The sequence below is a fragment of the Shinella oryzae genome, from assembly GCF_023038235.1.
Taxonomy (GTDB): Bacteria; Pseudomonadota; Alphaproteobacteria; order Rhizobiales; family Rhizobiaceae; genus Shinella; species Shinella sumterensis.
Genome location: NZ_CP081987.1, coordinates 400,001 through 423,338, shown reverse-complemented (window position 1 = coordinate 423,338; position 23,338 = coordinate 400,001). Strand labels below are relative to the sequence as shown.

General features: G+C 62.8%; 14 protein-coding genes, 1 tRNA gene and 2 rRNA genes. 3 read left to right on the top strand and 14 right to left on the bottom strand.

Going from position 1 to position 23,338, the window contains the following annotated elements; all coding sequences use genetic code 11:
- Window positions 1-81: 81 nt before the first annotated feature.
- From K6301_RS02070 to cyoA, 5 genes are all read right to left on the bottom strand, one after another.
- Window positions 82-819, bottom strand: a complete 738-nt coding sequence (locus tag K6301_RS02070; RefSeq protein ID WP_247218940.1) for an SURF1 family protein — start codon at window positions 817-819, stop codon at window positions 82-84.
- A 14-nt stretch (window positions 820-833) separates the two neighbouring features.
- Window positions 834-1,226, bottom strand: coding sequence for a cytochrome o ubiquinol oxidase subunit IV (gene cyoD, locus K6301_RS02065; RefSeq protein ID WP_247218938.1), 393 nt, complete (start codon window positions 1,224-1,226; stop codon window positions 834-836).
- Window positions 1,223-1,843 carry a cytochrome o ubiquinol oxidase subunit III gene (gene cyoC / locus K6301_RS02060; RefSeq protein WP_247218936.1) on the bottom strand — a complete coding sequence of 207 codons (621 nt, stop codon included), beginning with the start codon at window positions 1,841-1,843 and terminating at the stop codon, window positions 1,223-1,225. Before cyoC ends, cyoD begins: the two co-directional genes overlap by 4 nt.
- 3 nt (window positions 1,844-1,846) lie before the next feature.
- A complete protein-coding gene (cyoB, locus tag K6301_RS02055; RefSeq protein WP_247218934.1) occupies window positions 1,847-3,850 on the bottom strand; it encodes a cytochrome o ubiquinol oxidase subunit I in 2,004 nt (667 codons plus the stop codon).
- 101 nt (window positions 3,851-3,951) lie between these two features.
- On the bottom strand, window positions 3,952-5,088 hold the full coding sequence (gene cyoA / locus K6301_RS02050) for a ubiquinol oxidase subunit II (protein ID WP_425475363.1): 1,137 nt from the start codon (window positions 5,086-5,088) through the stop codon (window positions 3,952-3,954).
- Between the two features lie 265 nt (window positions 5,089-5,353).
- On the opposite strand from cyoA, the gene K6301_RS02045 reads away from it, so the two are divergent.
- On the top strand, window positions 5,354-6,679 hold the full coding sequence (locus K6301_RS02045; RefSeq protein WP_247218930.1) for an MFS transporter: 1,326 nt from the start codon (window positions 5,354-5,356) through the stop codon (window positions 6,677-6,679).
- 13 nt (window positions 6,680-6,692) lie between these two features.
- Here the strand turns inward: K6301_RS02045 and K6301_RS02040 are convergent, their stop codons facing one another.
- From K6301_RS02040 to bcsN, 6 genes are all read right to left on the bottom strand, one after another.
- The gene (locus K6301_RS02040; protein ID WP_247218928.1) at window positions 6,693-8,633 is read right to left on the bottom strand and encodes a MacB family efflux pump subunit; all 1,941 of its coding nucleotides are present in this window, start codon (window positions 8,631-8,633) and stop codon (window positions 6,693-6,695) included.
- A 9-nt stretch (window positions 8,634-8,642) separates the two neighbouring features.
- Window positions 8,643-9,923: an efflux RND transporter periplasmic adaptor subunit gene (locus K6301_RS02035; RefSeq protein ID WP_247218926.1), complete on the bottom strand. Its 1,281-nt coding sequence runs from the start codon at window positions 9,921-9,923 to the stop codon at window positions 8,643-8,645.
- Window positions 9,924-10,066: 143 nt separating this feature from the next.
- A complete protein-coding gene (locus K6301_RS02030; RefSeq protein WP_247218924.1) occupies window positions 10,067-12,268 on the bottom strand; it encodes a cellulose synthase in 2,202 nt (733 codons plus the stop codon).
- A 156-nt stretch (window positions 12,269-12,424) separates the two neighbouring features.
- Complete coding sequence (locus K6301_RS02025; RefSeq protein WP_247218923.1) at window positions 12,425-14,779, bottom strand: cellulose biosynthesis cyclic di-GMP-binding regulatory protein BcsB; 2,355 nt, start codon at window positions 14,777-14,779, stop codon at window positions 12,425-12,427.
- Window positions 14,776-16,944 (bottom strand): UDP-forming cellulose synthase catalytic subunit, encoded by a 2,169-nt coding sequence (gene bcsA, locus K6301_RS02020; RefSeq protein ID WP_247218921.1) that lies wholly within the window; start codon window positions 16,942-16,944, stop codon window positions 14,776-14,778. Before bcsA ends, K6301_RS02025 begins: the two co-directional genes overlap by 4 nt.
- An 82-nt stretch (window positions 16,945-17,026) precedes the next feature.
- Window positions 17,027-17,986, bottom strand: coding sequence for a cellulose biosynthesis protein BcsN (gene bcsN / locus K6301_RS02015; RefSeq protein ID WP_247218920.1), 960 nt, complete (start codon window positions 17,984-17,986; stop codon window positions 17,027-17,029).
- Window positions 17,987-18,506: 520 nt separating this feature from the next.
- Here bcsN and K6301_RS02010 point away from each other — a divergent pair.
- Together K6301_RS02010 and K6301_RS02005 are read left to right on the top strand one after the other, a co-directional pair.
- The gene (locus tag K6301_RS02010) at window positions 18,507-18,824 is read left to right on the top strand and encodes a PepSY domain-containing protein (RefSeq protein ID WP_247218919.1); all 318 of its coding nucleotides are present in this window, start codon (window positions 18,507-18,509) and stop codon (window positions 18,822-18,824) included.
- A 21-nt stretch (window positions 18,825-18,845) separates the two neighbouring features.
- Window positions 18,846-19,439, top strand: a complete 594-nt coding sequence (locus K6301_RS02005) for a hypothetical protein (protein WP_247218918.1) — start codon at window positions 18,846-18,848, stop codon at window positions 19,437-19,439.
- Between the two features lie 94 nt (window positions 19,440-19,533).
- Here the strand turns inward: K6301_RS02005 and K6301_RS02000 are convergent.
- From K6301_RS02000 to K6301_RS01990, 3 genes are all read right to left on the bottom strand, one after another.
- Window positions 19,534-19,610, bottom strand: a tRNA-Met gene (locus K6301_RS02000).
- 252 nt (window positions 19,611-19,862) lie between these two features.
- A 5S ribosomal RNA gene (rrf, locus tag K6301_RS01995) occupies window positions 19,863-19,977 on the bottom strand.
- A gap of 279 nt (window positions 19,978-20,256) precedes the next feature.
- Window positions 20,257-23,161 (bottom strand): 23S ribosomal RNA (locus tag K6301_RS01990).
- Window positions 23,162-23,338: the final 177 nt, after the last annotated feature.

Sequence of the window (23,338 nt, the reverse complement as noted above, 5' to 3'; positions counted from 1 at the left end):
TCCGTTTGACGACCAACGCCCATATGTAGGATCGTTCGGCTGCTTTGCAAAGCGCCGCTTGCGGGCGGGATGCAAGGGATTTCAGACGAAGCGGCGGCGGTGGACGCTGTAGGCGGCGAACGCGCTCATCACCGCCAGCGCATACCAGGTGAGCGCATAGACCAGGTGGCTGTTGCGGAAGGTGACGACGGTCAGGCCCCCGACCGGCAGGCCGCCGGGATTGGGCGTAGCATCCGCGTCGATGAAATAGGGCGCGACATTCTCAAGCCCCTTGGCTGCAGCGATGGCGGCCACGTCGCGGGAGAACCAGCGGTCGGCCGCGGGATCGTTGGCGCGCAGGAAACCGCCGCCCGACTCACTGATCCGCAGCAGCCCCGTCACCGTGACCGGACCGGCGGCCAGTTCGCTGCCCAGGCGTGCATTCGCGCCGCTGCGGTCGGCGGGAACGAAACCGCGATTGACGAGGATCGTCCGGGCGCCATCGGCCCGAAGCGGCGTCATCACCCAGAAACCCGCGCCGCGCTCCGTGACGGCCTGGACGAGCACGGTCCTGTCGTGTTCGAAAAGACCGGTGGCTGTGACATGGCGATATTCGTCCGCGGCGGCATCCACGGCGCCCGCAGGCGCCGGCACCGGTGCGGCATGGACACGGGCATCCACCCGCGCGATCAGGTCGAGCTTCCAGAAGAGCCGCTGCACCTGCCAGGTGCCGAGCCCCACGAACACCGCCACGAGCAGGACGAGGAACGCAGTGAGAACCCTGCGGGCGCGCGGCGATGGTTGCCCGCCCTCCTGCGGCCTTGCCTGATCCACCTGCATGTCGGCCCCGCCCGTCAGGGCATGTTCTTCATCATCTCGTGGGTCATCGGCATCATGTTCGTGTTGAGGTGATGCATGACCCAGAGCGAACCCGAAATGGCGATGCCGACGATGACGAGCGTGAAGATCAGCGCCATCATCGTCCAGCCGCCCTCGGAACGCGTGTTCATGTGCAGGAAGTAGATCATGTGCACGAAGATCTGCACGACGCCGATGCCCATCACGAGAACGGCGGTCAGGAGCTTGCTGTCGAGCACGCCGCCCATGACCAGCCAGAAGGGAATGGCCGTCAGGATGACCGACAGGATGAAGCCCGTCACGTAGCTCTTGAAGGACCCGTGGGCGGCCTCGTGACCATGGCTGTGGGCGTGATGCACGTCAGACGCGCTTTCGTGATGCGAGCTCATCCGAGGACTCCCAGCAGATAGACGAAGGAGAAGACGCCGATCCAGATGACGTCGAGGAAGTGCCAGAACATCGAAAGGCACATCAGCCGGCGGCGGTTTTCCGGGATCAGGCCGCGTTTCGACACCTGCACCATCAGCGTGACCAGCCAGATGAGGCCGAAGGTGACGTGCAGGCCGTGCGTTCCCACCAGCGTGAAGAAGGACGACAGGAAGGCCGAGCGGGTTGGGCCCGCGCCTTCGGCGATGAGATGGTGGAACTCATAGATTTCCACCGCCAGGAAGGCCGCGCCGAAGAGGCCGGTAATACCGAGCCAGACGAGCGTTTCCATCCTGGCGCCACGCTCCATCTGCAGCATGGCAAAGCCATAGGTGATGGAGGAGAACAGCAGCAGCGCCGTGTTGATGGCGACGAGGTTGAGATCGAACAGGTCGGCCGGCGACGGACCGGCCGCATAGTTGCGGCCGAGCACGCCGTGCGTGGCAAACAGCACGGCGAAGATGAGGCAGTCGCTCATCAGGTAAAGCCAGAAACCCAGATTGGTGCTGTTTTCCGGGTGGTGGTCTTCCGTCAGGTAGAACTGCGGCTTTTCGGTCTCTTGGACTTGGGTCGCGCTCATGGCTCAGGTCCGTTCTGCAAGCAGTTTGGTGCGCGCATCTTCCGTGGCCGTCACGGTCTCGGCGGTGATGAAGAAGTCGCGGTCGTAGTTGAAGGTGTGGGCAATCGACACCGCGACGAGCGCGATGAAGGCAACGGCCGCCAGCCACCAGATGTACCAGATCAAGGCGAAGGCCAGCACGATGCTGATGCCGGAAAGGATGACGCCCGTGCCGGTGTTCTTCGGCATGTGGATCGGCTTGAAGCCTTCGAGCGGACGCTCATAGCCGCGGTTCTTCATGTCGTACCAGCTGTCGTGATCGTGCACGACCGGCGTGAAGGCGAAGTTGTAGTCCGGCGGCGGCGAGGACGTCGACCATTCCAGCGTACGGCCATTCCACGGATCACCGGTATCGCAGCGCAGCTGGTCGCGCTTCAGGTAGCTCACGACGAGCTGGATGATGAAGGAGGCGATGCCGATGGCGATCAGCGCGGCACCGAAGGCGGCGATGATGAACCAGATCTGCAGCGACGGGTCCTCGAACTGGCTGACGCGGCGCGTGACACCCATCAGGCCGAGCACATAGAGCGGCATGAAGGCGAAGAAGAAGCCGATCTGCCAGAACCAGAAGCTCATCTTGCCCCAGAAGGGATCGAGCTTGTAGCCGAAGGCCTTGGGGAACCAATAGACGACGCCCGCCATCAGGCCGAACAGCACCCCGCCGATGATGACGTTGTGGAAGTGGGCGATGAGGAAGAGCGAGTTGTGCAGCACGAAATCGGCCGGCGGGATCGCGAGCATCACGCCCGTCATGCCGCCGATGACGAAGGTCACCATGAAGCCGATCGTCCACAGCATGGGCACTTCGTAACGGATGCGCCCGCGATACATGGTGAAGAGCCAGTTGAACATCTTCGCCCCCGTCGGGATCGAGATGATCATGGTGGTGATGCCGAAGAAGGCGTTCACCGATGCGCCCGAGCCCATCGTGAAGAAGTGGTGCAGCCACACGAGATAGGACAGGATCATGATGACGCAGGTGGCGTAGACCATGGAGGCATAGCCGAAGAGGCGCTTGCCGCTGAAGGTGGCGACCACCTCGGAGAAGATGCCGAAGGCCGGCAGGACGAGGATATAGACCTCCGGATGCCCCCAGATCCAGATGAGGTTGATATACATCATCGGGTTGCCGCCGAGGTCGTTCGTGAAGAAGTTCGTGTCGACGTAGCGGTCGAGCGACAGCAACGCGAGCGTGGCGGTGAGGATCGGGAAGGTCGCGACGATGAGGATGTTGGTGCAGAGCGACGTCCAGGTGAAGATCGGCATTTTCATGAAGGTCATGCCGGGTGCTCGCATCTTCACGATGGTCGCGATGAGGTTGATGCCTGAGAGCGTGGTGCCCACGCCCGCCACCTGAAGGCCCCATATGTAATAATCGACACCGACGCCCGGACTGTAATCGGCGCCCGACAGCGGCGGATAGGCGAGCCAGCCGGTGCGGGCGAACTCGCCCACGAACAGCGACATCATGATGATGACGGCACCGGCCGTCGTCATCCAGAAGGAGAAGTTGTTGAGGAACGGGAACGAGACGTCGCGCGCGCCGATCTGCAACGGCACGACATAGTTCATGAAGCCGGTGACGAACGGCATCGCCACGAAGAAGATCATGATCACGCCATGGGCGGTGAAGATCTGGTCGTAGTGGTGCGGGTTCAGGTACCCCTCGTTGCCGTTGAAGGCGATCGCCTGCTGGATGCGCATCATGATGGCGTCGGCAAAGCCGCGCAGCAGCATGATGATGGCGAGGATGATGTACATGATGCCGATCTTCTTGTGATCGACGCTCGTGAACCACTCGTTCCAGAGATAGCCCCAGAGCTTGAACTTCGTGATCAGGCCCAGGACGGCGAGGCCGCCGAGCGCCACGACCGCAAAGGTCACGACAAGGATCGGCTCGTGATAGGGGATCGCTTCCCAGGTAAGCCGGCCGAAGATGAATTGCGTGAGGCTGATGTCACCGAACATGGGGTGGTCCAAACTTTACAGACTGCGGCCCGGGACTGGCAGGCCATGGGTTTCTACACAGGCGCCGGAACCGCGGGAGCCGGTTCCGGCAGGCGCGGGCGCTACTGCGTCGCGCGCGGGCTGTATCTCGTGAACTCGGTCGCCGGCAGCTTGCCGTCCGCATCCAGCGTCAGGGCCTCGCCGGGCTCGGTGCGGCAGATATCCTGCTCCAGAGAGGCGACCAGCTGTTCGACGGGGATGTCGCTCTTCGGGCGGGCCTCGCTGACAAAGCGGTCGTCGTGGCGCAGGCGCTCCTTGTTGTCGTGGCTGTCCTTGCCGCCGCCGCCCATCATGTCGATGTGCATCATGTCCTTCATGCACATCTGGCCTTCGCGCACGCACATATTGAGAACGGCCTCGTAGAGCCCGTCATCGACGGTGGCAAAGTAGCGGACGGGTTCCTTCGCGCTCGGCTTTTCGAGCTTCAGGTAAGCGTCGCGGTTGAGCGCGGTTCCGTTCTGCTTGACGCGGGCGACCCAGGCATCGAAGCCCGCCTGGTCGACGCCGTGGAACTTGAAGCGCATGTGCGAGAAGCCGTCGCCGCTGAAATTGGACGAGAGGCCGTCATACTCGCCGGGCTTGTTGATGACGGCGTGCAGCTTCGTCTCCATGCCCGGCATCGTATAGATCATGCCGGCAAGTGCGGGGATGTAGAACGAGTTCATGACCGAGGAGGCCGTGAGCTTGAAGTTGATCGGCACATCGACGGGGGCCGCCATCTCGTTGACGGTGGCGATGCCGTAGTCCGGATAGAAGAACAGCCATTTCCAGTCGAGCGCGACGACCTCCACGGTGATCGGCTTCATCTCTTCCGTCACCGGCCGCGCCGCGTCGATGCGGTCGAGCGGACGATAGGGATCGAGCTTGTGGGTGCTGACCCAGGTGATGGCGCCCAGCGCGATGATGATGGCGAGCGGCGCCGACCAGATCACCACTTCCAGGCCGGTGGAATGATGCCATTCCGGATCGTATGTGGCGGCCGTGTTCGACTGGCGGTATCGCCAGGCGAAAAACAGCGTGAGGAAAATCACGGGAATGATGATCACCAGCATCAGGATCGTCGAGATGACGATCAGGTCCCTTTGCTGCGCCGCAATATCACCGGATGGAGACATGACGACCAGATCACAACCGCTCAGGGTTGCGAGCATAAGGGCAAAAACGGTGAATCGACTGGCTAAACTGAATTGCTTCGGCATTTCGGCCTCAACTTGCGTTCTGTCTAGTCGGCAATAATCGGGCACAGACGGCTTTGGAAGTGAGGTCCATCGTCGCAGCGCAGCATTCTGTCGCAGGAGGGTAGTCAATAAGGGGCTATCTGTCGATGCGCGATTGTACTAGCGCAATAGAAATGCCCTCTGTCAATTCGCAGGCCCGGTGACTCATTTGCAAGGTAGTCCTTGCCATCGGCCAACGATTGATCAACATTCTAACCACATGACGCAAATCCATACGGAGGAGTTCATGAGTTCGGCCGTCAATCCCACCTCGTCCGGTCTGGAGCGCGACGCGCGCCGCATGCATGAGGACGACAAGCCGCTGTCGCCCGGCAGCGTCGCCATCGGCGTGGTCATCGGCCGAACCTCCGAGTTCTTCGATTTCTTCGTCTACGGCCTCGGCTCCATCCTGGTCTTTCCCAAGCTCATCTTCCCCTTCGCGCCCAATCCGGTGGTCGCGACGCTGATGTCCTTCGCGCTGTTTCCGCTGGCCTTCCTCGCCCGCCCGGTCGGCTCCTTCGTCTTCATGTGGATCGACCGCAATTACGGACGCGGCACGAAGCTGACGACGGCGCTCGTCATCCTCGGCGGCTCGACGGCGTCCATCGCCTTCCTGCCGGGTTACGACACGATCGGCTACTGGGCCGTGGCACTTCTGGCGCTCTTCCGTCTCGGACAGGGCTTTGCGCTGGGCGGCGCGTGGGACGGCCTCGCCTCGCTGCTCAACCTCAGCGCCCCGGAAAACCGCCGTGGCTGGTACGCCATGATCCCGCAGCTCGGCGCGCCCATCGGCTTTGCGCTCGCCAGCGTCCTGTTCGGCTATTTCGTCAGCACGCTGTCGCAGGAGGACTTCATCTCCTGGGGCTGGCGCTATCCCTTCTTCGTCGCCTTCGCCATCAACGTTGTGGCGCTTTTCGCGCGCCTGCGTATCGTCGCCAGCAAGGAATTCGGCGCGGCGATGGAAGCGCAGGAGTTGCAGGCGCGGCCGGTGTTCGAAATGCTGAGCAAGCACAGCACGGACGTCGTGCTCGGCGCCTTCGTGCCGCTGGCAAGCTTCGCGATGTTCCACCTCGTCACCATCTTCCCGCTCTCTTGGATCACATTGACGGGCGGGCAGTCGGCGGCACAGTTCCTGTGGGTGCAGGTTGCGGGTGCAGCACTCGGCGCCGTCGGTATCGTGCTGTCGGGCGTGCTCGCCGACCGGATCGGCCGGCGCAACCAGCTGATGGCCGGGGCGATCCTGATCGCGATCTTCTCCTTCTCCGCACCCTTCCTGCTGGATGCGGGCGGCAAGGGGCAGGATGCCTTCATCCTGATCGGCTTCTTCATCCTGGGCCTGAGCTTCGGCCAGTCCTCGGGCGCCGTGTCCTCGCGCTTCTCGCAGCCCTACCGCTATACCGGCGCCGCCCTCACCTCCGACCTCGCCTGGCTGGTCGGCGCGGGCTTCGCACCGCTGGTGGCGCTCGGGCTTGCCAGCAGCTTCGGTATCATCTTCATCGGCGGCTACCTGATCTCCGGCGCGATCTGCACCATTGCAGCGCTCACCCTAACAAGGGCGCTCGACCGCACCTGACGCCAGTTCGGCGTCAGTCCGTGCTCAGCGCAACCGCCGGCTGGAGACGCGAGGCGTTGCGGGCCGGCAGATAGCCAAAGACCAGACCGGTGAGGAACGAGCAGGCGAAGGCCAGCGCGACGGGTCCGACGGTGAAGCTCACCGGCATGCCGAAGGCCTGGGCGATGCCGCCAATGGACAGGCCCAGCACGACACCGATGGCGCCGCCGATCGCCGAGACGACCAGCGCCTCGATGAGGAACTGCAACAGGATATCGCGCTGACGCGCACCCGTCGCCATGCGCACGCCGATCTCGCGGGTGCGCTCGCGCACGCTGACCAGCATGATGTTCATCACCCCGATGCCGCCGACGAGCAGCGAGATGGCGGCGACCGAACCCAGGAAGAGCTTCATCGTGTTCGACGTCTCGGTAAAGGCCTCGCGCACCGAGGACATGTTGGTGATCTGCGTATCCTGCGCCTTGTGGCGCTCGTCGAGCAGTGCCTGAATGGTGTCCTGCGTCTGATCGATGGCGGTGGCGTCCTGCACCTGCACGGTAATCGTGCGCACGTTTCGCTGGCCGAAGAGGCGCATGCTGCCGGTCGACAGCGGCACCAGCATGACGTCGTCCTGATCGTTGCCGCCGGCGGTGGCGCCCATTTCCGCCATCACACCAATGACCTGGAAAGGAATCTTGTTGACCAGGACATACTGGCCAAGCGGGTTTTCGCCATTGGTGAACAGCGTCCTGGCGACCGTCTGGCCCAGCACGACGACCGGCGCATAGGTGCTCATGTCCTCGGCATTGATGAATTCGCCGGAGGCCACGGCCCAGGATTTCGCGCGCGGAAAGGCCGGCACCGTGCCGTTGGCGGTCGTCTGGTAATCGATATTGCCGTAGCGCACGGTGACCGTGCTCGTCATTTCCGGCACGGCGAAGGCGACGTTCGGCACTTCCAGGATCGCGTCGGCATCCGCCGGTATGAGCGTCACCGGCGCGCTTCCGCCACCGCGGAAATTGGCCATGCTCGGGCGCACCAGCAGCAGGTCCGATCCCATCGCCGAGATGCGGTCGAGCACGGAATTCTGCGCGCCCGTGCCGATCGCCAGCATCGCCACCACCGAACCGACGCCGATCACGATGCCGAGCAACGTGAGGACCGTGCGAAAGAGGTTTGCATGCAGCGCCCGGAACGCCATCTTGACCGCTTCGGAGAGGTCGGCAATCGCGGCCGATCCCTCACGCACCGCCTTCTGCAGGCCGGCGGCGGCTGATGACGCGGACCGCGGCTTTCGCGCCTGGTCGGAGATGATCGTGCCGTCGCGGATCTCGATCAACCGGTCTGCGGCTTCCGCCACCTCGCGCGAGTGGGTGATCAGGATGACCGTGTGGCCGTCCTCGTGCATCTTGCGCAAGAGCGCCATGACCTCCTGGCCGCTCTGGCTGTCGAGCGCGCCGGTCGGTTCGTCGGCGAGGATAACACGGCCGCCGTTCATCAGCGCGCGTGCGATGGAGACGCGCTGCTGCTGGCCGCCCGAAAGCTGGTTGGGCCGGTGGTCCAGCCGGTCGCCGAGCTTCAACGAGCCGAGCAGCATCTCCGCCCGCTCCTGCCGGTCACGCGCCGGAAGGCCGGCATAGATCGCGGGGACCTCGACATTCTCCAGCGCGCTCGCCGTCGGAATGAGGTTGTAGCTCTGGAACACGAAGCCGAACGTGCGGCGGCGGAGCGCCGCGAGGTCGTCGCTGTCGATATCGGAAACCGGCTCGCCGTCGATGCGGTAATCACCGCTCGTCGGCTGGTCGAGACAGCCGAGGATGTTCATCAGCGTCGACTTGCCGGAACCGGACTGGCCGATGATGGCGACGAATTCTCCGGCCTCGATATCCAACGAGACGCCGTGCAGCACCTCCACGGCGAAACCGTCGTTGAAATAGGTCTTGGTGACGTCCCGGAGCGAGATCAGCGGTGCCATGTCAGCACCTCAGAACATCGGCGGCATGCGCATGCCGCGACCCTGCCCGCCCCTGCCGCTACGGCTCGAACCGCCTTCCGATGTCGGGGTCACGACGACGCGTTCGCCCTCTTCCAGCCCGCTCTTGATCTCGACGCTGACGCGGTTGCGGATGCCGGTTTCGACGGAACGGGTCTCGGTTGCGCCGTTGGGCTTGACGACCGTCACTTCCGCCTGCGGCTTGCCGCCGCCTTCGGCACGCTTCATGCTCACCGCACCGTTCGGCACGATCAGCACGTCGCGGGCGGCGGCCTGCACGAAGAAGACCTGCGCGCTCATGGAGGTCATCAGCTCGCCGTCGGGGTTCGGCACGTCGAATAGCGCGTTGTAGAGAACAACGTTGTTTTCCACGGTCGGCGTCGGCTCGATCTGGCGCAGCGTGCCGGTGAAACGCTTGCCGGGCTGGCCCAGCAGCGTGAAATAAGCCTCCATGCCGACCTTCAGGCGGCCGACATCGGCCTCGGAAACCTCGGCCCGCACCGTCATGGTCGAGAGGTCCGCAATGGTGACGATGGTGGGCGCCGACTGAGCGGCGTTCAGCGTCTGGCCTTCCTTCACCGGATTGGAAACGACGGTGCCGGCCATGGGCGCATAGATCTTCGTGTAGCCGAGGTCCACATCGTCGCCGGCGATGGTCGCCTGCTGCTTGCGGATCTGCGCCTCGGTCGCGTTCACATCGGCCTCGGCGGCCGCCAGATCGGCGACGGCCTGGTCCAGCGCCTGCTGGGCGGCGGCGCTGCCGGCCACGAGATTGCGCTGGCGGGCGATATTGGCCTGTTTGAAGGTGAGCTGCGCCTTCTTGGATTCAAGCTGGGCCTGGAGATTGGCGAGTTCGGCGCGATTGATCTCCATGCGGTTCTCGATGGTCGCGGGGTCGATCTCGGCAAGCAGCGTATCCTTGTCGACCGTGTCGCCGATGGCCACGTGCAGCGCCTTCAGCTGGCCGGAGACCTGCGCGCCGGCATCGACGGACTTGACCGCTTCCAGCGTGCCAACGGCGGTGACGGCGTTCTCGATATCACCGCGCACCACAGCCTCGGTGACGACGGCGGCTGCTGTCTCGGCGGGCGTGTAGGCCCGCCAGCCGTAGTAACCGGCCCCGGCGACCAGGACGGCAAGCCCCAGCCACAGCCATGCCCGCGAGCGTTTGCGCCGCCGCAGCGGCACCGCGCCGGGCATGAAGGTCACATTGGTCCGGCCCGCATCCTCGGCGGTCCTGGCATCCTCTTTCGGTCGTGCGCTCTTGCTCATCCGTTTTCCAATGGTCGAGGCCGTGCCTCCCTGTCCCTTACAAAGAGATGTGGCACCGATGTCCCGAAAGGAGAACCCTTTGGGATCATTATATTTTCGTAATGTTTCCTGTAAGCGTGCCTGAAGGCCTCGGCCGTGCCGGCTCAGCGACGCTCGGCGCGCAATTCCGCCAGCGCGCGGATTGCGTCCTGCCGGCCCGTCTCGCCCAGCGCCTCAAAGAGGCGGAAGGCGTCTCCCCGCATGCCGAGATTCTTGTAGGCATAGGCGCGCATGACCATCAGGTCGACCGGCTCGGCGCGGATTTGCCGGCGCTGGTCGAGATAGGCCAATGTCTCGCGGTAACGCTGCGCACGGAAGCTCGCGACGGCACGGTCTGCGAGGATGGCGGACTGGAGTTCGGCGCCACGCCGCTGCTCGAGCTTCGCCTTGGTGGCGGCGACGGCAGCATCGCTGGTCAGGCCGGCACGCAGATAGGCGAGGCTCTGGCCATAGGCCGCATCGCTGCGCACCGTGCCCTGCCCGCCCAGCGCCACCTCGAAGGCCTGCGCGGCCTCCATGGGGCGGTTCCTTTCCATGAGGCACCAGCCCAGCGATAGCGCGCTGGCCGGCGGAAGGCCTGCCGGATCGCGCGTCGAGCGGCAATCGGCGCTCGCGGTGCTGCGTGTCGTCGTACGGACGGTGCGTTGTGTCCTCGTGGCAACCTCCTCGACGACCGCAGGGCGCTCCTCGGCCACGACATCGCGCGCGGGCAAGCGGCGGTCGGCCTGCACAACGCGCTGCTCGCGCTCGCGGCGAAGGGGTGCCGCATCCTCGCCGGTATCGGCTTCGCCCAGCCGGGCGATGCGTTCCGAACGGCTTGCCCAGGCCTGCTTCACCGCCGCAAGCCCTGCCCTGTCCTCAAGACGAAGACGTGCGACGCCCAGACCATAGGCGGCGGGCTCGTAGTCTGCCTTCCAGCGCAGGACCTGCGAGAACCATTCCGCCGCCGTGCGTGGCTGGTCCATCGCGAGCGCGTACCAGCCGAACTGCTCGCCGGTCTCGGGATGCTTTTCCTCCACCGTCACCTGCGCGATGCGGTTGAGCACCTTTGCATCGATGGTCGGCATCGGGTCGAGCGCCATCAGGTTGGCGGTCGCAGCGAGATAGGTTTCCATCGCCTGGTCGGAACTGGTGCGCCAGGCATACATCACGTCCTCCGCCTCCGCCGGCTGCTTGCGGGCGAGCAGGATGAGCGACAGGCCCTGGGCGGCCGAGGCGGAATCCTCGATCGAGCGCGCCTTGCGGAAGAAGGGCTCGGCCAGCGCATTCTCGTCGCGACGAAGGTGATACCAGCCGAGCAGCAGCGCATCGGATGCGAGGCCGTCATCCGCCAGAAGCTTTTCGACAACCTTCAGATATTCCGGCGCGACGGTCAGCTTCGGCTCGTCATCGCCTTCGCTGACGAAACGGCGCGCGAGATCGGGACGGATAGGATCGAATTCCTTGGTGCCGTCGGCAGCGACGCGCTCGCGCGCCAGGAGGTCCTGCATGTCGGCATAGCCGAGCACGGCGGCAGCCTTCTGCACCGTCGCAAGCCGGACCGGTCCATCCGTGCAATTGTCGAGCATGTAGCCGAAGGCATCCTTGGCGCGCGGCACGCGATCGACCTTCACGAAGGCCTCGGCGACGCGCCAGAGCACGTCGGCATCGCTGCAGGTCAGGAGGCTCGGCGTCTCTGCCCCGAGACGCACGACTTCCTGACTGTTGCCGGCATTGGACGCCGCGATGAGAGCCGCCCGCTTTTCAGCGATATCGAGGCGCTCGACGAGGTCGGCCGGCGGCGTCCACTGCGGATCCTCCTTCTGGCGGGCGGCGATCGCCGCGCGCACGTCGGCATAACGCGACTGGCTGTAGAGCGCCCACATCGCCTCAAGCTGCTTGTCCTCGTTCTCGGGAATGGCAAGGGGATTTTCCGGCGGGGTCCAGGTCGGATAGAGCGCGCGCAGGCGGGCGATCTCGGCGTTCAGCCGCACCGTGTCGCCGCGCGAGGCAAAGTAGCGCAGGGCGCTTTCATCGACCGCGGGCTTGGCCTGCGTCGTCTCGGCGGCCTGCATGGTCTGTGTGGTTTGCGCCGTCTGGGTGGTTTGTGCCGTCGTCGTGGTCTGGTTGGCGGGAACCTGCTGCGCGTGTCCGTCGGATTGCGCCAGCTCCACGCGCGGGCTCTTTTCCGTCTTCCCACGTCCGTCTGCGCCCGCAGCCATGCGCAGCACATCCTGCGGCTGATCGCCGGGCAGGCGGAATGACAAGCCGGCGACGCTTGCCGCGCCGGCGGAAACGAGGACGAGCGCCATCAGGATCGACTTCATCCCGAATTTCCTTCGGTCATTATCCACATCCGGCTCCGGCTTACCCCGTGACGACACCATGCGTCATGAACGGCGGACACGGTCCTGTGTCCGTCATAAAGAGCCAACTCGCACCGATAAAAGCCCAGTAGGGTTAACCGACGGTAAACAGCGTGATCACAACTGCCGCCCGAACCGGCGCAAAAGCCCCCAGGTCGCCATGCCAAGGAGCAGCGAGAGGCCGCAAAACGCCAGCGCATAGGACAGGATGTTGGAGGACAGCCAGTTCGCCGCGATCAGGCGCATGTTCGAAAAGCTCCACGGCTGGGTCGGCACGAATCGGGTTTGGCTGACCGGCCGCGTGTCGAGGCTGTCGGAGGCCTTGTCGTCCAGCGACGCGTAGCCATCCAGCTGCTGCCAGCGGGCATCCTGCGCCATCGCAGCCATGCCCGCCTTGAGGCTCGCGCCCGTCGGCGCCGAAAGCACGGTCCATGTCGCCGTATGGTCCGGGCTGTCACCCTGGGCGATGAGGAACTGGGCGCTATCGTCTGGCACCACCTCTTGCTCTTCGCCCGGCAGCAACCGGAGCGACGAGAACGAGATGTCGAAGGTTTCCTGCAGCCAAGCCTGGAACGCTGCCACCTGGCTGCGCCACGCTCCACCACGCACGCGTGACTGCCATTGGTCGATGGCCTCCTGCGTGCCGGCCTGCTGATTGTCGCCCGTCACCGGAGCGCCCCAGGTCGACGCACTTTCGGCGGCGATATGCGTCTGGCTGAGCACCAGCGGCGGAAGCTGCGACAACGTGCCGATCAGGATGGCGTTGCGATCGCCGATGGCAAGCGCCGAGGATTCCGGGCGAACCTGCAAGGCCCGGCCACCGGATACCGCAAGCCGTCCAAGGAACGTCGCGCCCGTCGAAAGCGTGTCGGAATCCAGGCGGTCGAGATAGAGCGCTGCCGGTTCGGGCTGGCCGTTATAGGGGAACGCGGTTCCCGACAGCGCAGCAAGGTTGGGCATCTGCCCGATACGGGCGAAATTCGGCACGCGCAATTCAGAGGTGTCGAACAGCGCGAAGCGTGGCTCCTGCAAGGCGCTGGCGCCCGGCGCGCAGACCGCATCGGCCTGCGTCAGAAGAATCGCCTCGATGTCGATTCTATTGGGACCGGGCCGCAGGTGCCGCATCGTCACGCGAATGGGAAGGTGACGGAAAATGCCGCCGTTCCGGCTGTTGAACGGCACCGTGGAGGCGAGGTTACCGTTGACATAGACATCGAAATGGCTGCCGGGCAGCACATCGGGCGCATAGGCGGCATCGAGCAGCAGCGTCGCCTCGCCATAGGCATCGGCGTAGAAATCCGAGGGAATGCCGATATCGAAGCCCGTCCGGAAACGGCGCCCGCTGAATTCGCCGGTGCGCACGCCGAGCGCGGCAAGTGTCAGGGTCGCCTCGCCGTAGACAAGCGGCATTTCCGTGGCATTGCGCTGGCGAACGCTGAGCGCTTCGCGCAGGATCCCGAGCGGCCGGTCGATGGGCGAGACGATGCCTTCCACCGCACCTTCGATGGACGGCCAGTCGGGACCGCTGACGACAAGCACCTTACCGTCACCTGCGGGCGCATCGACAAAGGTCGCGATGGCGGAGCTTCCGGCCGTTGCCGGCAGGCGTGGCAGCATCGGCGTCAGATCGCCGGCCGTGCCCATCACGACCGCCAGCTCGCCGGCGCCGAGCGTGGCCGGCATCGTGTTGACGACATCGAAGGTCTGGTTGGGCATCTTCGCCATCATGGCGAGGCCCTGGCTGAGTCGCATGAGCGCGTTCGTGGCGGCGGGCTGGCCCATTTCCGGCAGGACCAGGATGAACTTCGTCTGCCCGGTCGGCCCAACGCCGATGGCGGGAATATCGTCCATGGTCTGCAAGCGGCCCGCCGGAGTGTCCGGCAGGGTCAGGAAGGTGCGCGCGGGATCGATCGCCGTCCAAAGGTCATAGGTCGAGCGGATGGTGCAATCGGTGCGGTGGCGGTGTGTCGCGTTGAACGTGACGCGGTTGACGCCGGGACGCAGCAGGCCCGCCGGCAGTTTCAGCTGCACATCCTTCGTGCCTTCGGCCGATTGCACCGGCATTTCGCCGATGGGCACGTCGTTGACCACGATCGTCAGGCGCGAGGCCTCCGGCGCGACGACGACGGCGTTGGAATAGCCGAGGTTCAGCGCATCGGCGCCCGCTGCCTCATCCTTCGTGAGATAGATCGGGAAGGAACGGCTGGCGACCTCGCCTTCCAGCATCAGCGACGGGGCCGACACGATGTAACGCCGCGCGGGCGGCTTCACGACCGGCTTCTGTTCCACCTGGGTCGTCGTGGGCGTGGTCGTGGTCGTGCCGCTGTTGCCCTCGTCCGGCTTCTTGTCGGCGGTCGGGCCGCGCTCGCCCGACATGTCGAAGGGAACGGCGGCCTCCTGCGCGAATGTCGTGGAGGCCGAGAGCGCGAGAAACAGGCCGAGCCCCACGGCCGCTGCTGGAGCCAACTTCACGACGTCGCCTCCCCCTTGCGCCCGCCCAGGCTGCGCAGGAAGTAGATCAGGCCGCGGCTCGTCTGATAGGCGGCGATCCCGAGGAACCACAGCGTGCCACGGAAGATGCCGGGATTATAACGGCGCGACACCTGGAAATCGCTCCACTGGTTGGAGTTGGCAAAGATGAGGTCTGCGACGAGCGAGTGGTGGCGGGCGTCCCGCGGCGTAAACCGGCAGCCGATCACCATGACGTTGCCGGTCGTCTCGGCGTTGCGGATTTCGACCGGCAGCGCTTCCTCGTGCTCCCCGCCATAAGGCTTGAAACGCAGGGCGCCCTCGGCGCCGGTCGCGATATGGTCCTCGAGGCCGAAGACCTGCACGCGGGCGCCGTTCGCCGAAACGTTTTCGAGCGTGGCGGGATATTCGCGGCCCTCGCTGAGGAAAGTACAGCGGCGCTTGACGGTGACGCGCCGGCTGGCCGCCTTCTCGCTACGCTCGGAGACGACGCCGAGCGCACAGCCGGCAATCAGCAGGTTGAGCAGGTTCCAGGCGCCGACGACGAAGGTGACGTCCGCCTTGTAGGGCTCTGCATAGAACCGGTAGATGCTCATGAGGAAGGCGATGAACAGCACGGCGAAGATGACGAAGAACGGACGGCTGATCTCCGACAGCCGCGCCACCGCGATCGACTCGTCCTTCGCCGTGACCTTGAAGGTCGGCTTCGTGGGGTTGAGCATTACCGACACGACGGCCGGCAGCAGATGCACGCTCTGCACATATTCATACAGTTCCGAAATCCACGGCCAGCGGAACGAGCCGTAGAGATAGTTCTGCATCATCAGGTTCACGAGCATGTAGGCTAGCGTGTAACCGAGGAACTCGCCGCCCGATGCGGTGAAGATCTCCAGATCGAAGAACAGGTAGAAGAGCGGCGCGAACAGGAAGATCGTGCGCGGGAACGGAAACAGCCAGAACAGCATGGACGACATGTAGCAAAGGCGTTGCGGCAGCGAGAGCCCGCGCTTGAAGAGCGGGAAGCGGAAGCGCAGGATCTGCATCATACCCTGCGCCCACCGGCTGCGCTGGCCGATGAAGCTGGCGAAGGTGGCGGGCTGGAGCCCGGCGATCAGGGGCTTGTCGACATAGACGCTGTTCCAGCCGCGCGAATGCAGCGCCAGCGCCGTCTCGCAGTCCTCGGTGATCGAAAGACCGCTGAAACCGCCTGCCTCGTTGAGCGCGGTGCGCCTGAGGACCGCGGCCGAGCCGCAGAAGAAGGACGCATTCCACTTGTCGAGGCCGCGCTGGATGATGCCGTAGAACATCTCGTTTTCGCTGGGCATCTTCTCGAAGGTGCGCAGGTTGCGTTCCAGCGGGTCGGGGTTCAGGAAGAAGTGCGGCGTCTGGACAAGGAACAGCTTCGGATCGTCGGCGAAGTACCCGACCGTCTCGCGCAGGAAGTCGCGCGCCGGCGCATGGTCCGCATCGAAGATCGCGATCAGCTCGCCCTTCGAATGGAGCATGCCGTTGTTCATGTTGCCGGCCTTGGCGTGTTCGTTGCGCGCACGCGTCAGGTAGTTGACGCCGAGATCGCGGCACAGCGCCTGCAACTCGGCATGGCGCGCCGTCGCGATCTGCGCCTCCACGACCGCGGCCGCATTACGCTTCTGTTCCGTGCCGCCGTCGTCCAGCAGCCAGATCGTCATCTTGTCGGCGGGGTAGTCCATCGCCTTGGCGGCAGCGAGCGTATTGGCGAGAAGGCCGATATCCTCGTTGTAGCTCGGCACGAAGACATCGACGCTGGGCAGCCTTTCAAGCGGCGTGACGCTGCCCTTGCGCGACGGCAACGGCAGCGCGACCACGAACAGGCTGAGCGCCAGCATCATCACGCTGTACATTTCGGCGAGATAGAGCAGGAAACCCGGAATGAAGTTTTCCAGCTGGTTGAGCGGCGGCAACGTGCTGGTGGTGCGCCAATAGACGTAGCGCAAGACGATGGCGGTGCCGAAGGCGAGCGCGATCAGCCGCCAGATGCCTTCCGCGCGCAGCACCTTGATCACCGCCATGAAGGTCACGACGGCAATGCTGGCGACAAGCTGGGTCTGGAGATTGATGGGGAGCGTGATGACGAGAATCACGAGAGCGGACACACATGCCCATAGTATGACGGTACCGCTATGTCTCATTTACCCACCCTTCGCCGTCATGGCGTGATCGCGAGACACTACCCGCAAGACGGTTAAGGAGAAATTTAGGGCTCAACCGACTTCAGTTGCAGCTTGCCGCCCCGCTCTCGCCCGTGGCGCAGACAGGCGACGGCACGACGACCGCCTCGCCGCCGGAAACCGTAGCACCACCCGACGGCGATGGAACGACGACCGCGTTCCCGCTCGTATCGACGGCCGTCTGCGTCTTGCGCACCGGCGTTTCCGCCACAGTCCGCCGCGTTACGATCGCGCGATTGCGGGTGGGCGTGACCACCGTCGTCGTCGGTTCCTCGAAGACCGGCCGCAGGGGCTCACCACCGCCGATCTGGCTGTCGACGGGGGCAGGCCTGCCATACGGGTTCCAGGCGGCGCCGGCAAAGCCGCCGACGACCGTATAGCCATACATCAGCTCGACCAGTTCCCTCTCCGAGGCACCCGATTGGCACACGCGCAGGCGGATCTGGAGCATGCCGAGTTCGCGCAGTCTGTCGCGATCGGACACATCGGAGCGAACCTGCTGCCATCCGTAGAGGCAGCCGTCGTCGCCCGCGCCCCGCCCATAGGCGTAGCCGAACGGGCCATAGCTGTTGCGCACGAAATTCGTGGAGATCACGAGCTGGCGGCCAGGAAAATACTTGCGGATCTCTCCGCGGATCGCGCCCTGCTGCACGGGCTTGAAAGCGAGCGCGCCCGCGGGCCGCGCCACGGTTTCCGCCGGGCCGAAGGCCTGAATGCTGATGAAATTCTGCCCGGATGTGGCCGCCGTCGTCGAAAGCGCGATCTGCTGTTCGATGGCGTTGGTATATTGACGCTGGATGACGCTGACGATCGAAAGCGTGCCCGGAGCGGGTAGCACAAGCGCGCTCGTCGCGGGAACCGTTGTTGACATCGAGTCCACGCCAGCGCCGGGGCGCGCCGCACAACCGGCGCCAACCAGCGCAGCAAGAACCGTCAGCAGCGACGCCGCACGAAGCAGCCGGCCACCACGACGGAAAAACAGAATCGCCGCCGAATCATCCATGACCTAGTCATATTTCGCTGCGCGGCAAATAGAAATCCCAAGATCTCACGTCACGGAGGCCTGATCGAGCCGCATCCTCATGCGTATGAAAGTATCGAAGGCGCTGCCGCCTTGCCGTCTAGTGAGAAACAAGTTCGTGCAGCGACAGAACTCCACCGGCCGACCGCCCCGGCATCGACGCCCATACCCCTCAAGAGAAAATCGAGAGTGCCGACGGGAAGCCTGCCTATACGCTTCAGGCGGCCGGCAGTGCGAACGCTCCTTTGGCGAGCGACCCGAAGGGCACGCTTTAAGCCATAGCACTAGCAGCGTGACGATTGGCGGGAGATATCCCAGTGGAAAGAAGACCACATCCCATGACACCACGCCAAGACATGCGAGCGGATGCGCGCGCAACGCCTTGATTTGCCTGATGTTCCATACCCGACGCGACAATTTCTATTTTGCGTTTTCCGGAACCATGCGACCGGCACGGTGTTCCTAAAAGGCCTGCATTCAGGCTCCAACGAGGAAAACGATCATGAGAAAACTTCTTCTAGCCGCCGCTCTTGTGAGCGCATCCGCCCTTGGCGCCTTTGCCCAGACGGCCACCACGCCGACAACGGATGGCGATACGCCGGCCGTCGCGACACCGGACAGCAAGAACGCGACCGCTCCCGTGGAGGGCGCGAACAGCTTCACCGAGGAGCAGGCGAAGGAACGGATTGCCGAGGCCGGCTACAGCGACATCACCGGCCTGATGCTGGACGACAAGGGCGTCTGGCAGGCCAAGGCCATGAAGGATGGCAAAGCCGTCGGCGTCGCCCTCGACTATCAGGGCAACATCGTCGCCAACTAATCACACACTCAGGAGGTTCCCATGAAGACCGTCACAGGACTTTTCGACGACTATTCCGATGCGAGCTCTGCCGTCAGCGCGCTTGAGGCGCGCGGCGTGCCCTCGAGCGATATCAGCATCGTTTCCAACAATGCCGGCGACCGTCATGGCCGGGAAAGCAATGCCGCCGAAGGCGCAGGCGCCGGTGCCGGCATTGGCGCTGCGGTCGGCGGTGTCGGCGGCCTGCTGACCGGGCTGGGCGTCATGGCCATTCCGGGCGTCGGTCCGGTCGTCGCGGCCGGCTGGCTCGCTGCAACGGCGGCCGGTGCCGTCGCCGGCGCCGTGGCCGGTGGCGCGGCCGGCGGCCTCATCGGTGCGCTGACCGAATCCGGCGTTCCCGAAGACCGTGCGCATGTCTATGCGGAAGGTGTCCGCCGCGGCGGCACCCTAGTCACGGCGAAGGTAGACGACAGTCTCGAGAGCGAGGCTGAAGCCATCCTTCGCAACGCCAACTGGGTCGATCCCGACCAGCGGCGCGCAGCCTATGCCGAAAGCGGCTGGAGCCGCTTCGACGACACGCTCGATCCGTATGGCCCGGCCGAAGTCGAACAGGAACGCCTGCGCTACAGGCGCTGAACGTGAAAAAGGGCTGGCGATCTGCCGGCCCTTTTTCACAGCCTCAAACGCCAAAAGCCCTCTCTGACGAGAGGGCTTTTGGGTTTTAGGTATTTGGTTGCGGGGGCAGGATTTGAACCTGCGGCCTTCAGGTTATGAGCCTGACGAGCTACCGGGCTGCTCCACCCCGCGCCAAGCGTAAATCCCTATGGGATTTATCGCGATTACGCCATCGCGTTGCGATGGCGGACTGTGCCGGAGCAAATTGCCGAAGGCGATTTGTCTCCTGTCAGGGGCGCACCGGTTTCGATGCTTCGTTCCCTGAGATGCGGTTTCATTCTGCAAACAAAAAAGGACCGCTTGATGCGGCCCTTTGGTTTCGGCAGGGCCGAATGCGTGTCGAGAAGATTGTTTGCTTCGTTTGAAGCGCATTGCCTTTAGCAGACCTGGCAGCGACCTACTCTCCCGCGTCTTAAGACGAAGTACCATTGGCGCTGGGGCGTTTCACGGCCGTGTTCGGAATGGGAACGGGTGCGGCCACCCCGCCATAACCACCAGGTCGGCTAAGGGCAATGTAATGAGAAGCTGGATTTTGAGCGAATAGGGAGTGGCGAATAGCGAATAGCTATTTTTCATCCGGTTTCGCTGGTCATGAACACGTCTTTTCGATCTTCTCCTTCGCTGTCGGCCGCAAGCGCAAGGCGCGTCGCCAATCCCGGGTTTTCGCTTCAGCAAAACACCCTAGATGGCGCGCCGTCCGCAGGGCCTACAGCCCTTGAGGACAAAAGATCAGCATCATCAGTGCGCCTTGGCGCGCTGATGAGCATGAACAATGAGAACGATCAAGCCAATCGAGCTATTAGTACCGGTAAGCTTCACACATTGCTGCGCTTCCACACCCGGCCTATCAACGTGGTCGTCTTCCACGGCTCTCAAGGGAATACTCGTTTTCAGGTTGGTTTCCCGCTTAGATGCCTTCAGCGGTTATCCATTCCATATATAGCTACCCTGCTATGCCCTTGGCAGGACAACAGGTCCACCAGAGATATGTCCATCCCGGTCCTCTCGTACTAGGGACAGATCCTGTCAATATTCCTACACCCACGGCAGATAGGGACCGAACTGTCTCACGACGTTCTGAACCCAGCTCACGTACCGCTTTAATTGGCGAACAGCCAAACCCTTGGGACCTGCTCCAGCCCCAGGATGCGATGAGCCGACATCGAGGTGCCAAACAACCCCGTCGATATGGACTCTTGGGGGTCATCAGCCTGTTATCCCCGGCGTACCTTTTATCCGTTGAGCGATGGCCCTTCCACGCGGGACCACCGGATCACTATGACCGACTTTCGTCTCTGCTCGACTTGTCAGTCTCGCAGTCAGGCTGGCTTATGCCATTGCACTCGACGACCGATTTCCGACCGGTCTGAGCCAACCATCGCGCGCCTCCGTTACTCTTTCGGAGGCGACCGCCCCAGTCAAACTACCCACCATACACGGTCCTGGACCCGGATAACGGGCCGCAGTTAGACATCCATGACGATAAGGGTGGTATTTCAAGGATGGCTCCACAGAAACTGGCGTCCCTGCTTCAAAGCCTACCACCTATCCTACACATGCCGACACGAATGCCAGTGTAAAGCTATAGTAAAGGTGCACGGGGTCTTTCCGTCTAACCGCAGGAACCCCGCATCTTCACGGGGAATTCAATTTCACTGAGTCTCTGCTGGAGACAGCGGGGAAGTCGTTACGCCATTCGTGCAGGTCGGAACTTACCCGACAAGGAATTTCGCTACCTTAGGACCGTTATAGTTACGGCCGCCGTTTACTGGGGCTTCGATTCAAAGCTTGCACCTCTCCTCTTAACCTTCCAGCACCGGGCAGGCGTCAGACCCTATACGTCGTCTTGCGACTTCGCAGAGCCCTGTGTTTTTGATAAACAGTCGCTACCCCCTGGTCTGTGCCACCCCAAAACACTTGCGTGCCTTGGGGTCACGCTTCTTCCGAAGTTACGCGTGCAATTTGCCGAGTTCCTTCAGCAGAGTTCTCTCAAGCGCCTTGGTATACTCTACCTGACCACCTGTGTCGGTTTCGGGTACGGTCTATACGGTGGAGCTATTTCCTGGAACCGCTTCCCTGCACACCCAATCCAATAAGAATGTACAAGTTACGCAATCCGTCACTACCACCAGGCCCACGAATATTAACGTGGTTCCCATCGACTACGCGTGTCCGCCTCGTCTTAGGGGCCGGCTAACCCTGCTCAGATTAACTTTAAGCAGGAACCCTTGGTCTTTCGGCGAGAGGGTCTCTCACCCTCTTTATCGTTACTCATGTCAACATTCGCACTTCCGATACCTCCAGGAGCCCTCACGGGTCTCCCTTCACAGGCTTACGGAACGCTCCGCTACCACTTGCAGTAAACTGCAAATCCTCAGCTTCGGTGCATGGCTTTAGCCCCGTTACATTTTCGGCGCAAAGACCCTTATTTAGACCAGTGAGCTGTTACGCTTTCTTTAAATGATGGCTGCTTCTAAGCCAACATCCTGGTTGTTTTGGGATCCTCACATCCTTTCCCACTTAGCCATGACTTGGGGACCTTAGCTGGAGGTCAGGGTTGTTGCCCTTTTCACGACGGACGTTAGCACCCGCCGTGTGTCTGCCGACTAGTACTCCTCGGTATTCGGAGTTTGGTTAGGATCAGTAAGACGGTGAGTCCCCATAGCCCATCCAGTGCTCTACCCCCGAGGGTATTCGGTCGACGCTCTACCTAAATAGATTTCGCGGAGAACCAGCTATCTCCGAGTTTGATTGGCCTTTCACCCCTAGCCACAAGTCATCCCAATCTATTGCAACAGATGCGGGTTCGGTCCTCCAGTTGGTGTTACCCAACCTTCAACCTGCTCATGGCTAGATCACTCGGTTTCGGGTCTAATGCAACTAACTCAATCGCCCTGTTCAGACTCGCTTTCGCTGCGCCTACACCTATCGGCTTAAGCTTGCTAGTTACACTAAGTCGTTGACCCATTATACAAAAGGTACGCCGTCAGCCTTGCGGCCTCCGACTGCTTGTAGGCAACCGGTTTCAGGTTCTATTTCACTCCCCTTGTCGGGGTGCTTTTCACCTTTCCCTCACGGTACTTGTTCGCTATCGGTCATGCACGAGTACTTAGGCTTGGAGAGTGGTCTCCCCATGTTCAGACAGGATTTCACGTGTCCCGCCCTACTCAAGGACAATGCCTGTTCTACGTGTACGGGGCTATCACCCGCTAAGGCCGGACTTTCCATTCCGTTCCACTTTATTCAGCATTGCCACTGGCCTGGTCCGCGTTCGCTCGCCACTACTTGCGGAGTCTCGGTTGATGTCCTTTCCTGCAGGTACTTAGATGTTTCAGTTCCCTGCGTTCGCTTCTTACCCCTATGTATTCGAAGGTAAGATACCTTATTTCAATGCTTGGAAACCTGAACTGTTGTCCTCACGGCCGTCGCGATCTTTACAGATCGCTGCCTGCGGACGGCGCGCCGGATAACCGGCGACGGCCTCTGGCCTTGCGAAGTCTTCGACTTCGTTCGCCCAAAAGCCAACAGAACAGATTTTCCAAGCATTTAAGGTGGGTTTCCCCATTCGGAGATCCATGGATCAAAGCTCATTCGCAGCTCCCCACGGCTTATCGCAGCGTATCACGTCCTTCATCGCCTGTGCATGCCAAGGCATCCACCAATTGCCCTTACGACACTTAATCGTTCTCATTGTCTATGCTCATCACTAGCCTTCGCTAGAAGGCGATTGGACTACCTTTTACAATCCAATCAACTCATGATGCCATCGACGTGTTCGATGGACATGCTTTATCGGAGCCACGCCGAGCGGCTCGCTTGCAGTCCATCTTTAAGACCAGCTTCTCGAGATCAAATCCGGT